This window comes from Paenarthrobacter histidinolovorans (assembly GCF_014647595.1).
GTDB lineage: Bacteria > Actinomycetota > Actinomycetes > Actinomycetales > Micrococcaceae > Arthrobacter > Arthrobacter histidinolovorans.
In genome coordinates this window covers 532897-546717 of sequence record NZ_BMPM01000003.1, presented here as the reverse complement: position 1 = coordinate 546717, position 13821 = coordinate 532897, and the positions used below count along the sequence as shown (strand labels likewise).

General features: G+C 62.3%; 11 protein-coding genes and 1 pseudogene. 8 read left to right on the top strand and 4 right to left on the bottom strand.

Going from position 1 to position 13821, the window contains the following annotated elements:
* Positions 1–94: 94 nt before the first annotated feature.
* Positions 95–937 carry a pyruvate, water dikinase regulatory protein gene (locus tag IEY62_RS10460; protein WP_189017081.1) on the bottom strand — a complete coding sequence of 281 codons (843 nt, stop codon included), beginning with the start codon at positions 935–937 and terminating at the stop codon, positions 95–97.
* On the bottom strand, positions 938–3346 hold the full coding sequence (ppsA, locus tag IEY62_RS10455; protein ID WP_189017078.1) for a phosphoenolpyruvate synthase: 2409 nt from the start codon (positions 3344–3346) through the stop codon (positions 938–940). It abuts the gene before it with no gap.
* Positions 3347–3607: 261 nt separating this feature from the next.
* On the opposite strand from ppsA, the gene IEY62_RS10450 reads away from it, so the two are divergent.
* From IEY62_RS10450 to IEY62_RS10440, 3 genes and pseudogenes are all read left to right on the top strand, one after another.
* Positions 3608–4300, top strand: coding sequence for a histidine phosphatase family protein (locus IEY62_RS10450; protein WP_189017075.1), 693 nt, complete (start codon positions 3608–3610; stop codon positions 4298–4300).
* Between the two features lie 24 nt (positions 4301–4324).
* A complete protein-coding gene (locus IEY62_RS10445; RefSeq protein ID WP_189017072.1) occupies positions 4325–4870 on the top strand; it encodes a DUF3090 domain-containing protein in 546 nt (181 codons plus the stop codon).
* Positions 4870–5638 (top strand): annotated as a pseudogene (locus IEY62_RS10440) (SCO1664 family protein). Before IEY62_RS10445 ends, IEY62_RS10440 begins: the two are co-directional and overlap by 1 nt.
* A gap of 59 nt (positions 5639–5697) precedes the next feature.
* On the opposite strand, the gene IEY62_RS10435 reads toward IEY62_RS10440, so the two are convergent.
* Positions 5698–6732, bottom strand: coding sequence for an AAA family ATPase (locus tag IEY62_RS10435; protein WP_189017069.1), 1035 nt, complete (start codon positions 6730–6732; stop codon positions 5698–5700).
* Positions 6733–6828: 96 nt separating this feature from the next.
* On the opposite strand from IEY62_RS10435, the gene IEY62_RS10430 reads away from it, so the two are divergent.
* Complete coding sequence (locus IEY62_RS10430) at positions 6829–7107, top strand: hypothetical protein (RefSeq protein ID WP_189017066.1); 279 nt, start codon at positions 6829–6831, stop codon at positions 7105–7107.
* 82 nt (positions 7108–7189) lie between these two features.
* Here IEY62_RS10430 and IEY62_RS10425 read toward each other — a convergent pair whose 3' ends face one another.
* Positions 7190–8332, bottom strand: coding sequence for an ABC transporter substrate-binding protein (locus IEY62_RS10425; protein WP_189017063.1), 1143 nt, complete (start codon positions 8330–8332; stop codon positions 7190–7192).
* A gap of 536 nt (positions 8333–8868) precedes the next feature.
* Here IEY62_RS10425 and IEY62_RS10420 point away from each other — a divergent pair.
* Genes IEY62_RS10420 through IEY62_RS10405 form a run of 4 tightly spaced genes read left to right on the top strand, consistent with a single transcriptional unit; the run spans position 8869 to position 13817 of the window.
* A complete protein-coding gene (locus IEY62_RS10420; RefSeq protein ID WP_189017060.1) occupies positions 8869–10290 on the top strand; it encodes an FAD-binding oxidoreductase in 1422 nt (473 codons plus the stop codon).
* A gap of 58 nt (positions 10291–10348) precedes the next feature.
* Positions 10349–12001, top strand: coding sequence for an ABC transporter substrate-binding protein (locus IEY62_RS10415; protein ID WP_189017057.1), 1653 nt, complete (start codon positions 10349–10351; stop codon positions 11999–12001).
* Positions 11998–12966 carry an ABC transporter permease gene (locus IEY62_RS10410; RefSeq protein WP_189017053.1) on the top strand — a complete coding sequence of 323 codons (969 nt, stop codon included), beginning with the start codon at positions 11998–12000 and terminating at the stop codon, positions 12964–12966. Before IEY62_RS10415 ends, IEY62_RS10410 begins: the two co-directional genes overlap by 4 nt.
* On the top strand, positions 12963–13817 hold the full coding sequence (locus IEY62_RS10405; protein WP_189017050.1) for an ABC transporter permease: 855 nt from the start codon (positions 12963–12965) through the stop codon (positions 13815–13817). Before IEY62_RS10410 ends, IEY62_RS10405 begins: the two co-directional genes overlap by 4 nt.
* The last annotated feature ends 4 nt before the right edge of the window (positions 13818–13821 follow it).

The following is a 13821-nucleotide window of genomic DNA, read 5'->3' as shown; positions in this document are numbered from 1 at the left end:
GCCGGGCATCAGCAACGACGGCGGATAACAACATATCCCATCCGGACAGTTGCAGCGTTTCCATACTTGATGCTGCCGGCCCAGCGGCCCGCTGTCAGTGATGCAGTTGCATCCGTTGGAGGACGGTGGCAGAGATTTCCTCCACGGACATGGATGCGGAATTCACATAGGGGATGTTGTTGGCCCGGTACATGTCTTCGGCGTTCCGCAGCTCAAAGCTGCATTGGTTCAAAGAGGCGTAGCTGCTGCCCGGGCGTCGTTCCTGGCGGATCTGGCTCAGCCGGACGGGCTGGGAGGTCAGGCCAAAGCACTTGTTCGCGAAGGGCAGCAAGGGTTTTGGGAGCGTCATGTTGTCAAAGTCCTCTTCAACCAGCGGGAAATTGGCGGCGAGGATTCCGTGCTGCAGTGCCAGGTACATGGTGGTGGGGGTCTTACCGCAACGGGACGGAGCGATGAGGATCAGTTCGGCGCGCTCCAGCGCGCGGAGGGATTGGCCGTCGTCGTGTTCTATGGCGTATTCGACGGCTGCCATCCGGGACTGGTAGCGGACAGCGTCGCCCACACCGTGAGCCTGGCCCGGTTTGCCGTTGGCTGTGGCACCGAGAGTGGCTTCAAGTTTCCCGATGTGCGCACCGAACAAGTCAAAGAACTGCCCCCGGCTTTGGGACAGGACGGCACGGATGTCCTGTCCCACGGCAGTGGAAAAGATGATCGGGACCGGACCTGTGGCCGCCACCCGGTCAATCAGCGCAACTACCTCGCGCGCCTGCTCGACCGTAGTAATGAAGGGGATGGTGCGCCGTTCCAGCCGTTGGCCGGGGAACTGGGTCAGCAGCGTATTGCCAAGAGTTTCGGCCGTAATTCCGGTGCTGTCGGAAAGAAAGAACACCGTGGGGGAAGACTCGGAGCCTGCCCCCACGGTGGTGTGGTCTGCCATTTAGACGGTGGGGCTGGTGGTACGTGTGGTGCGGGCCAGGCGCAGCCAGGTCTCGGTCACCGCGTCCGGGTTCAGCGAGATGGAGCTGATGCCTTGTCCCAGGAGCCACTCGGCAAAGTCCGGGTGGTCGCTGGGGCCTTGACCGCAGATCCCGACATACCGTCCCTTGGCGCGGCACGCCGCAATCGCCATCTCCAGCAGTTTGGTGACGGCAGGATTGCGCTCATCGAAGCCTTCGGCAACCAATGCGGAGTCACGGTCCAAGCCAAGGGTGAGCTGCGTCAAGTCGTTGGAACCGATGGAGAAGCCGTCAAAGTACTCCAGGAACTCATCGGCGAGGAGTGCGTTCGCGGGCAATTCACACATCATCACGATCTCAAGCCCGTTTTCTCCCCGCCGCAACCCGTTGGCGGCGAGGAGCTCGGTCACGCCGCGTGCCTCGTCCAGGGTCCGCACGAACGGAACCATGAGCTTGATGTTGGTCAGGCCCATTTCGTTGCGAACAAACTTCAGCGCTTCGCACTCGAGTTCGAAGGCCTGCCTGAAGGCCGCGGAGAGATACCGGGAGGCGCCCCGGTAGCCGATCATGGGGTTTTCCTCTTCGGGTTCGAAGGCCGGACCGCCCACCAGGTTGGCGTATTCGTTCGATTTGAAGTCCGAGAGCCGGATGATCACCGGTTCCGGGGCGAAGGCCGCGGCTATGGTCGAGATCCCCTCGGCCAGGCGCCTGACGTAGTAGTCGCGTGGACCGTCGTAGGCGGCGATTTTCTCCTGGATGTGACGGACGGTGTAGTCATCCAGGGTTGCCGGGCGCTCGAGCTCTCCCGCTACAGCCAACAAGGCGTTGGGGTGGACACCGATCTGACGGTTGATGATGAACTCCAGACGGGCCAGGCCGACGCCGTGGTTGGGCAGCTTGGCGAAACTGAACGCCTGCTCCGGCGTTCCAACGTTCATCATGATCTTCACCGGAGCTTCGGGCATGGTTTCCAGGCTTGTCTCCTGGAGGGTGTAATCCAGCAATCCTTCGTACACGAGCCCGGCTTCGCCCTCGGCGCAGGACACCGTAACCGGTACTCCATCCTTGAGGATCTGGGACGCGTATCCGGTGCCGACCACGGCCGGGATGCCCAGTTCGCGGGCGATGATCGCAGCGTGGCAGGTCCGCCCGCCACGGTCCGTGACAATCGCAGCGGCCTTCTTCATGATCGGTTCCCAGTCGGGGTCGGTCATGTTCGCCACCAGGACGTCGCCTTCCTGGAACGATGCCATCTGGTCAATGGAGGACAGTACCCGGACCTGGCCGGCTCCAATGCGCTGACCGATGGCCCGCCCCTCGACCAAGACTGTGGAGCGCTCGGTGAGCGTGTAGCGGGACGTAACGCCCGCTGCCTTGCGCGACTCAACAGTTTCCGGTCGGGCCTGCAGAATGTAGAGCTCCCCGTCCACACCGTCCTTGCCCCACTCGATATCCATCGGCCGGCCATAGTGCCGTTCAATCGCCACGGCGTGGCGGGCAAGCTGCTCGACCTCAGCGTCGCTAAGGCTGAAGCGGCTCCGGGAATCCTGTGGCACAGGGATGAAGTCAACGGTCCTGCCGACCTCTTCGGAGTCGGTGTACACCATCTGCACGGCCTTCTCCCCCAGACCACGCTTGAGTACCGCCGGACGGCCTGCCTCCAGGGCGGGTTTGTAGACATAGAACTCGTCCGGGTTCACAGCCCCCTGGACCACAGCTTCTCCCAGCCCGTACGAGGACGTGATGAACACCGCGTCAGTGAAGCCCGTTTCGGTGTCCATGGTGAACATGACGCCGGAGGCGCCGACGTCGGAACGCACCATCCGCTGGATACCGGCCGAAAGTGCCACTTCCGAGTGGGTGAAGCCGTGGTGCACGCGGTAAGCGATGGCCCGGTCGTTGTAAAGGGAAGCAAATACATCCTTGATGGCGAGCAGAATGTTGCCGATGCCGCGGATGTTCAGGAACGTCTCCTGCTGGCCGGCAAAGGATGCATCAGGAAGGTCCTCAGCAGTGGCACTTGAACGTACCGCCCACGACACGTCCCCGCCATGATCCCGGGTGAGGCGCTCATAAGCGGTCCGGATGTCTTCTTCGAATCCGGCCGGGAACGGTGTGTCACGGATCAGGTTGCGGATTTCCTGGCCAACCTTGGCCAGAGCGGCGACGTCGCCGCTGTCCAGGCCCTCAAGAATTTCTTCAATCCTCGCATCCAGGTTCGACTCCGCCAGGAAACGCCGGTAAGCGTCCGCCGTCGTCGCGAAACCGCCCGGAACCTTCACCCCTGCAGAGGCGAGATTTCGAACCATTTCCCCAAGCGATGCGTTCTTGCCGCCAACCTGGTCGAGGTCGGACAAGCCAAGCTCAGAAAACCAAAGAACGTTAGTCATAAATTGTGTCCTCCATTGGGCACGCTCTGACAAGCGATAAAAAAACTAGGTCTTGCAAGGATCAGGGTCGTTAGGACTTGATGCAAACAAATGTGACACGCGCAACAACTTCCAGCTGTAATGGAATGCCCCCGGCACGGCCGCAAACCCCCGAAAAACCGGCGAAGTGGGTCCGTGCCGGGATGTCCTGTCGTCGTCGTCAAAACGGCTGTAACCGGCTGTAGCCGATATGGATGCTGCGGTGATCGTTAGGCTGGTTGGATGGCGACTCTTATCCTCGTGCGGCATGGCCGCACCACTGCCAACGCCTCTGGTCTTTTGGCCGGCCGGGCCGCCGGCGTCAGCCTGGACGGGATCGGCCGCGACCAGGCAGCCCTGACCGGAGACCGGCTCGCCGCCGTTCCCTTGGCCGGGGTGGTATCAAGCCCCCTTGATCGTTGTCGGCAAACCGCCAGGCTCATCCTCGACCGCCAGTCCAACGCGCCATACGCGCCGGTTGAACCCGATCTCAATGAGTGCGATTACGGCCAGTGGCAGGGACGCAAACTCAGCGATCTGGCGACCGAGGACTTGTGGCCTCTGGTGCAGTCGCAACCATCCGCCGTCGTCTTTCCCGGTGGTGAGTCCATGGCCGCGATGCAGGCCCGGTCTGTCGCAGCGATCCGACGCCACGATGCAGCCTTCGAAGCCGAGTTCGGGCCTGCTGCCGTGTGGGCTGCCGTGAGTCATGGTGATGTGATCAAGTCGATCCTCGCTGACGCGTTCGGCATGCACCTTGACCTGTTCCAGCGCATAAACGTGAACCCTGCCTCCGTATCAATCGTCCACTACGGCGCTGACCGGCCCAGTGTCTACGCGACCAACACGGAAGCCGGGGATCTCTCCTGGCTCGCGAACGGCATCCGTTCCGCCGATGCGCCGGTGGGGGGCGGGGCGGGGCAGAAGACGACATGAACCGCATGTGCCTAAGATACTGACATGCCTACACGTGTTTACGAGTTTGCCTGGCCTGATCGGGTTGTCATCGGAACCATCGGCCTTCCGGGAGCCCGCACGTTCTACCTGCAGGTGCGCGCAGGGGCAGAAATCGTAAGTATTGCCCTCGAGAAGCAGCAATCGGCCCAACTCGCGGAGAAGATCGACGAAATTCTGGACCAGCTCATCACCATCGAAGGCAACCCCTTCAGCATTCCCAAAAGTACGCCCATCGAACTGGTCGACAACGACCCCCTCGAAGCCCCTCAGGAGCAATTCCGCGCCGGCGCCATGACCCTGGATTGGGACCCAACCACGGCACAGATAGTCGTAGAGGCCTACCCCATCACCGACGTCGATGCTGACGGCGAACCGCTTGAGGACGGCGCCAACAAAGCCGAAATGATGTTGCTGCGAATGCCGGTGGGCACGGCGCGCGCGTTTGCCAAGCGCACCCGTGAGATCGTCGATGCCGGGCGTCCGATATGCCCGATTTGCGGTTACCCCATGGATGCAGACGGGCACACGTGCACCCTTCCCGAGGTCTGATGCCAACGCCGGACCTCGTGACCACCGAGCTGAAGCTCACGGGCCGCATCACGACGGCCTCCAACGCTACTTTTCTGGGCAGCATCGGCGATACACAGGTGGTCTACAAGCCCATAGCCGGCGAAAGTCCGCTGTGGGATTTTTCCCGACGGCGCCCTGGCCCACCGGGAGGTGGCTGCATACCTGGTTTCGCAGGCGCTGGGTTGGAACATCGTGCCCGAGACCTGGCTGCGTGATGGTCCTCTGGGCGAAGGAATGGTCCAGCTCTGGCAGGAACCGGATCCGGCCCAACATCCCGTGGACCTGGTGGCAGCAGAGGACGTGCCGGACTCAGGCTGGAAGCAAGTCCTTGAAGGACAAGATGAGAACGGACAGCTGGTGGCCCTTATTCACGAAGATTCGCCGGAGCTCAGGCGCATGGCAGTCTTCGACCTGGTGGTCAACAACGCTGACCGGAAGGGCAACCACATTCTTGCCATGCCGGACGGACACCGCCACGGCGTGGACCATGGGCTCACCTTCCACAGTGACCACAAGCTGCGTACAGTGCTTTGGGGCTGGCTGGGAGAGGACCTGACCGCGGACGAACGTGAGGGCATCGGCCACATCAGCGATGAACTGCCTGGTCGCTTGGGCCAAGACCTGGCAGACTTGCTCAGCGCCGAAGAAATGGCATCACTGACGGAGCGCTGCGCCCGGTTGCACTTGGCAGGGCGTTTCCCCGCTCCAAGCGGCGACATGCCTGCGGTGCCCTGGCCACTGTTCTAGGGGCTTTGTTCCGAGGGAAGGTGCTGCACTCCTTTGGCCCTGCTGTTGGGTCGAGCAGGTCAGGCCAGCCAGCGCCACCAACGGGGCCGCTCAGGTTCGGGCGGCTGTTCCGGCTCGGGCTCCTCGCCCAAAGCCAGCGCTGCCTCCACGATGTCATCGGCGGTGAGCGTCATGACGGCCTCACGATCAAGAGCTTCCAAGCTTTGTCCTTCATCGAGGGAGAGTCGCAATGCCTGCCGGTTGAGTGCTTGCTCAAACAGCGTGCGGGCGAACCGTGCGTTGCCGGAGTCCTCGCCCGCGTGAAGCCCAGCGAGGATGCGACGCAGCATCAGGTCCGCTCCGGGTTCGAGCAGGTACTCATGCTGGGCAAGCATCTGGTGGAAAATCGTTTGGAGTTCGTCCACTGAGTAGTCCGGGAAGGTGATCTCCCGGGCGAACCGTGAGCGCAGTCCGGGGTTGGAGAGCAGGAAGGCTTCCATTAACCGCGGGTAGCCGGCAACAATCACCACCAGGCGGTGGCGATGGTCCTCCATCCGCTTAAGAAGGACTTCAATGGCCTCCGGGCCGAAGTCCGTCCGCCCATCCTCCGGGGCCAACGCATAGGCCTCGTCGATAAAGAGGACACCGTCCAGTGCCCGCCGGATCACCCGGTCCGTCTTGATGGCGGTCGCTCCGACGTACTGCCCTACCAGTCCCGAACGATCGACCTCAACCAGGTGCCCCTTCTGCAGCAGACCGACCGCGCGGTACATCTCCGCAAGCAGCCGGGCCACGGTGGTCTTGCCCGTGCCCGGGTTTCCGAGGAAAACCAGATGCTGGGATGTGGCCACTTCCGGCAGACCGTGCGTTTTCCGGCGGGCCTGGACCCGGAGCATGGCGACCAGGGCGCGGACCTGTTCCTTCACGGTCTGGAGTCCGACCAAAGCGTCGAGTTCGGCCTGGACCTCGGAGAGCGGCCGGGCCGGCCCGGGCTTGGCCCCGATAAGATCGCCTACCAGGTCGTCGACGCGCTCCGAACCGGGCAGCTTGAGCTGATTGGCCAGATGGCCAATGGTTTCACGCAGCTCATCGAGCGGATTGCGGCTGGCAGCCATACATCCACTGTAGGTGTTATCTGCCGGATGCGCTGTTCCCGAATCTCTTAGCTAGCTAGACTTGCATCTTTAGAATCGAAGTAACTGAGGTGCGTCATGAACAGCTTCGACCAGCAGGCGCTCACGATGGCTGCCATCGATCTGCTCGCATTCAACCCCGATGACGTTTGGGTTGCCCAGCTCGCCAATGGCGGCAACGCGAGCAGGGGCCAGGTTCTGGCATATTGCACTGCAGAAGCAGGCCTCAGCGATGACGCCAGGGACGCAGTGTCCCAGGCTGTCAACGAGCTCATCATGGATTTCAACCTCCCCCTGAGGGTTCCCTACAGCTTCGATCCGGAACCGGGGAGTGTCGACCCCGCGGAGACGGCGTAGGTCGCCGCACCAAGACAAGAGGTGCCCGGGATATCCATCCCGGGCACCTCGTTTCAGCCATTGCCAGCTCTTACTTCAGCACCTACTCCTGGCCGAGTCCTGCGGCTGAGGTTTTCTTGCCTTCGACCTCGTTCAGGGTGCGGAGGTCAAAGATGCCGTTGATGTCGGCGGTCTTGGTGGTTCCCGCGTCCACGCCGTCCTGGAGGAGCTTCTTGTACGTCCCGGCGAGCGGGTCAGTGGTGAACTTGATGTTCTGGAGTGCACGCTCAATCACGTTCGCCGGGAGCGGCTTACCGGCAGTGTCCTTGAGGACCGCGTTGATGGTGGTCGCCTTCTCCTGCGCCGAAGCATTGTTGAGCCAGTTCACCGACTCCACGTGACCCTTCAAAAGTGCCTTCACAGTTTCCGGGTGCTCCGCGGCGAACTTCTTGTTCACAATCAGGATGGTGGTGGTGAAGTCACCGTTCTCCCACAGGTCCTTCTCGTCCACCAGGACCTTCGCCCCGGCCTCCAGGACCAGACGGGAAGCCCACGGCTCAGGCAACCACGCGCCGTCGAGCTTTCCGTCCTGGAAGAGCTTGAGCGACTGCGCGTTTTCGGTCGGGTTGATGTTCACATCACCACTGCCATCGGTGTTGGTCTTGAACCCCTGATGGCCCAACCAGGCACGCAATGCCACGTCCTGGGTTCCACCGAGCTGGGGCGTGCTCAGGACCTTGCCCTTGAGGTCGGCAGCGGAGGTGATCTCCGGCTTGACCACCAACTGCGCACCACCGGAAGCGGCACCGGCGATGATGCTGATGGACTCGCCATTGCTCTTGACGTAGGAGTTGATCGCCGGGTTCGGGCCGATGTACGTGGCATCGATCGCTCCGGCGTTCAGGGCTTCAATGGCGGCCGGGCCGGCGTTGAAGACCTGGGTGGTGAGCTTGGTCTCGCCCAGTTCCTTGGCGAAAATGCCCTTGCTGGTGCCCACCAGCGCCGGGCCGTGCGTGACGTTGCTGAAGTAACCGAGCTTGAGCTCGGCAGCGGGCGTGGTGGCAGGAGCCGGGGCTGCCTGGTTGCTGTTGGAAACAGCCGACGCAACCGCGGCACCAGCACCAATGAGCAGCACCAAACCAACGGCCAGGGCGATCTCTACTGTGCGGCCACGCTTGGGCTTGGACGCAGTCTCACCAGCGACGATGCGGGTGGACGAGTTGTCTTGGGGTGAAGACACGGACATATTCCTTTGCGGGAGGGATGGCCTGCAGATGCTCCAGGCCATGAACGGAGATGGTGTGAGGATGCTGGGGATGATCCGCCGACACCCAGCGGACGTGAAAGCAAAGACGTCCTTCAGGGATCCTCGTGCGACGGAGATTGCTCTTCTTCAGAGCCGATGCATGCACGAGATTACGTACGTCGCTCCCCCGCAACAAAGACGAACGTCTCCAGCAGTAACGCCACGACATGGAACTTCTTGGGGCGACGTTTTGGCGCAACAAACAGACCACAATCGTCATCTCGGCCCCGCTGGCAGGCAAGACGGATCCGCCGAGAATGAATAGTTTCTCTAAATTGCGCCTTCTTACTAAATAATCCCGTTTACTACCCCCGGTTGAGAATTATTGATCGGCATTTCAGGAAAACTCGCGGGTAAATTCCGAATCCGGCTAGCTTTTGAGGACCCAGTCAATTGTGACCGGGATTTCCATCAAAAGCCTTTGGGTGCTTCGCGCAGGAATGCCTTGTCATGCACCCGGACAGAAAGACACCGGCATGACAACACAGCTCACTGAAGAAGACACCTCAATACACGAACACATTCACGACTACATCGGCGAGCTCAGGCAAAGGGCCGAAGGCATTGAGATCCTGGAGCCCGGCACCGGGACCACCCGCTACAGCCACGACGCAGCCACCGCCAAAACCGCAGCCTCCAGCGGAAACCCGGGTCCCGCCGTCGTACTTCCCACCACAACCGCCGAGGTCCAGGCAGCCGTGAAGCTGGCCGCAGAGCTTGGCGTGACGGTAGTGCCGCGCGGCGCCGGGACCGGCCTGTCGGGAGGCGCCACGGCACACATGGACCAGATAGTTATCTCCACCGAGAAACTCACCCGCATCGTTGAGGTCTCCCCGCTGGATGAAGTGGCAGTAGTTGAACCCGGTGTCATCAATGCGGATCTCAATAGACACCTTGAGCCATTCGGTCTTTTCTACGCGCCGGATCCGGCAAGTTTCGATATTTCCTCCATCGGGGGCAATATCGCCACCAACGCAGGCGGACTCAGGTGCGCCAAATACGGGGTGACGCGCGAATCCGTTCTGTCGCTCGACGTCGTTCTCCCCAACGGCAGCCTCATCACAGTCGGCCACCGCTCCATCAAGGGCGTTACGGGACTGGACCTCACCTCGTTGTTCGTCGGCTCCGAAGGTATCCTCGGCATCGTCACCAAAGCGACAGTCCGGTTGCGCCCTATCCCCGTGGCCCGCAAGACCGTCACCGCCTTCTTCAACAGCACGGCAGAGGGCGCCGAAGGCCTCGCGGCCATCACCCTCTCCCCTGTCCGACCGGCCGCGATCGAATTCTTCGACACCCCCAGCCTGGCCAACATCGACGCGCACTCCGGAACCGCGCTACGGGAAAGGGGCGCCGCGCTGATCCTCATCGAAATCGACGGCTATGGCATCGGCGACCAAGCCGCCCACCTCGCCACAGCGCTCACAGCTGCCGGAGGCCGCGTCACGGTGGAATCCGACGACGACGCCGTGCTGCTGTGGGAACTGCGCCGCAGCGGCCGCGGCCTCCCGCAGGACAAGTGGTACATCGGCGAGGACATCGCAGTACCCAAGTCCCAACTGCCCAAGGTGTACGCGGCCTTCCCCGCCTTGGAAGCGCGGTTCGGTGTGGCAATTTCGGCCGTGTCGCACGCTGGCGACGGCAACCTCCACCCGCTGATCACCAAGGACAAAACGCCCGACGACGGCGCGAACCCGCCTGCCTCCCTCACAGACGCTGCCACTGAACTGGTGAAGGTGGCGCTTTCCCTCGGTGGCACGGTAACCGGTGAACACGGCGTAGGGACCATCAAGCGCGAATGGGCAGCGCTGGAACTCTCGGAAGGCAGCCGCGACGTGCAGCACGCCATCAAGGCGGCAATCGACCCCCAGCAACTTCTCAATCCCGGCAAGGCCATCTAGCCGCCCCGCCCGCAGCACTACCTCAACGCAATCCCCCATACGCATCAGGAGCGACCCCATGACTACCTTTAACACCCCCGAGTTCCGCAGGCGGGCCTTCCTCGCCGGCCTCGGCGCGCTGTCCACTTCTGCTCTCGTCACGGCGTGCGGCGGCACAAACGCCAGCACCGGCACCGGTTCCACCACCCCGGTGGACGGAGGCAACATCACCTTCCTCATCCAGGGCTACGACACCGGCTGGGTTTCCAGCAAGACGTCGATCTCCAGCTATGAGGGCAACCTGTGGGGCCAGATCACGGACAAGCTGGTGTACGTCAATGAAAAGGGCGAACTGAGCCCGTGGGTGGCTGAGAGCTGGGAGGAACTCAATGGGGCCAAGGATTTCGTCATCCACCTGAAGCAGGGCGTCACGTTCTCCGACGGCGCTCCGGTGGACGCAGCCGCGGTTGTCGCCAACCTCAACGCCTGGGCAAAGGGAGACTCCACGCGCGGCGTCAGCAAGGTGGGCCTGTTCCCGTCCAGCAACTTCGTCTCCGCCGAGGCCACTGACGCAGTTACCGTCAAGGTTTCCTTCTCCTCCCCGTCGCTCGGCTTCATCGCCACGCTGGCCTATCACGGCTGCATCCTGCTCTCCCCGAAGACACTCGCGCTCCCTGTCGAGGCCCAGGCGGACCTCAGCCAGGAGATCGGCAGCGGACCGTTCGTGGTCAAGTCCTGGAAACAGGGTGACAGCTACGTCCTGGAGAAGCGCAAGGACTACAACTGGGGACCGGCTGCGCTCGGTCACACCGGTCCGGCACGCTTGGACACCATCACCTACAAGGTCATCAAGGACACCTCGGTCCGGACATCCACCGTGGTCTCGGGACAGGCTGACGTTGCCTTCAACGTGGAGCCCCAGGAGATCGAGTCACTCAAAGCACAGGGCTTCACCGTGGGAACGCCGCGTTACCTGGGCTTCGTGGACGGCTTCCAGGTCAACACGCAGGCCTTCCCCACCAACGATCCCGCCGTCCGCAAGGCCATCCAGCACGGCATCGACCGCGACGAGATCCTCAAGACCGTCTATACCAGCGATTGGAACGCCGCCACCACCTTCATTCAAGGCAACGTTCCGGAAGCCGGCGAGTTCAGCGATACCTTCAAGTTCGATGCCGATAAGGCCAACAAAATCCTCGACGACGCCGGCTGGGCAACTGGATCGGATGGTTACCGTTCCAAGGACGGCAAGACTCTCGAATTCACTCTGACACCCAACCCGTACGTGCCCTCCACCAAAGCTGAGGATGAGCTCATCGCCCAGCAGCTCAAGAAGGTGGGTATCAAGGTCAACCTCAAGGTGGTGGACGTCGCCGGCTACGCGGCAGTGCAGGCCAGCAAGCCGCCGCTGTTCCAAACCTCGCGCAGCTTCGTCGACGTCGGAACGGTGGCCGGAGTCCTGACCAGCCAGAACAAGGGTGAAGACTGGTTCGGACTTGGTACCAGCGACCAGAAGCTGAACGATCTTTCCACCGCGATCGCCACTGCCTCGGACCGGGCCTCCCGGGAAAAGGTTGCCGACCAGCTGCAGCAGTACGTTCTGGAGCAGGGCTACTTCATCCCGCTTAACCAGCTGGTCCAGAGGCTGTACCTGATCAGCCCCAAGATCAAGGATGTCCAGTACAACGGCCTGGCCTACGCCAACTTCTACACCGCCTGGATTTCACAGTGACAGGCGACTACAGGCGCTTTGCCCTGACGCGCGCAGGCCAGGCGATCGTCGTCGTGCTTCTCGCCTATGTGTTCACGTTCCTGATCATCAGCGTGCTTCCAGGCGATGCAATCACCAATACGCTCAGGGACCCCCAGCACGGCCTGAGCGAGGAGGACATCCAGCGGATCGTTGCTTTCTATGGCCTCGATCAACCGGTTATCGTCCAGTTGCTGCTGTCCCTGGGGCGGTTCCTGACCGGCGAACTGGGATTTTCGTTGCAGTCCAACCTCCCGGTGTCCCAGATCGTCGGCGATGCGTTGCCGTCCACCCTCACACTTGCAACTACCGCCCTGTTGATCGCCATCATTTTCGCCGTGGCCATTGCCTACGGCGCTCAGTACCTGCCCGGCAAGTGGGCGGCCATTGTCCGCTCCATCCCGTCGTTCTTCCTGTCGGTGCCCAACTTCGTAATCGGCCTGATACTGATCGAGTTCTTCGCCTTCCGGCTGCACTCGTTCACCACCACAGACCCCCACAGCCCGGTGGCAACACTGTTCGCCGCCATCACCTTGGCCATTCCGGTCTCAGCCCCCTTGGCCGAAGTCCTCATAGCCAGCCTGGACCACGAATCCCGGCAGGAGTACGCCCTGGTTGCCCGTTCCCGGGGCCTGTCCGAAGCCAGGCTCTTCGCCAAGCATCTGGTCAAGCCCTCGGCCCTGCCGTCGGTGGCCATGGTGGCACTCATCGTGGGCGAACTGCTGGGTGGTTCGGTCATTACGGAGACCATCTTCGGCCGGGATGGAATCGGCACAGTAGTCCAGAAAGCCGTGACCGGTGAGGACCAACCAGTCCTCCAAGCAGTGGTTTCCCTCTCTGCCGTGGTCTTTGTTGCCGTGAACCTGGTGGCTGACCTTGCGTCCCCGCTGCTGGATCCACGCGTGAAACTCCGGGAAACCAAACTCAAGGAGAAGGTGGGCGCATGACTGCCATCCTCAGCAACACACAGCTACGCGACCTCGGATCGACGCCCAGGAAATTGACCGCCGGCCTGCCGCCGGCAACCGTCCTCCTATCCTTCGCCGTAGTCCTGGTGGTGATCCTGTGGTCACTGGTCCCGGGCCTGTTCACTTCGTTGAGCCCCGTCACGGGCGATACCGCCAGCAAGTTGGCCGCACCAAGCGCCGCCCACTGGTTCGGCACGGACTACCTTGGCCGCGATCAATACGCCCGGGTGGTTCACGGAACCGCGTCGTCAGTAACAAGTGCGCTGGTGGCTGTGCTCATCGGTCTGGTGATCGGCAGCATCATCGGCCTGGCCAGCGGGTTCCGCGGCGGCTGGGTGGATGCTGTCCTGGGCCGCTTCGTCGATGTCCTGCTGGCCATCCCCGGCTTCCTCCTTGCCGTGGTCATCGTCAGCTCGCTGGGTTTCCAGACCATCAACGCCGCTATAGCCACCGGAGTGTCCGCCGTCGCGGTCTTTGCCCGGCTGATGCGGGCAGAAGTGATGCGCGTCCGCGGCGCCACCTACGTTGAAGCGTCCTATCTTCAGGGCGGGAACCGGCTGCACGCGCTGCTGGGACATGTCCTGCCCAACGCGTACCGCTCGGTACTGGTCCTGGCGGTCCTGCAGTTCGGCACGTCCATTCTGATCATCGCCTCACTGGCCTTCCTCGGCTATGGCGATCCACCCCCGGCCTCGGATTGGGGACTGCTGGTCGCCTCGGGCAAAACCTACGTGACGGCCCCTTGGCTCGTGTACGCGCCGGCTTTGGTCATCGTGATCACCGTCCTGTCCGTGAACCGCATCAGCCGCTGGTTGCGGAACGCCAAGTGAAAAC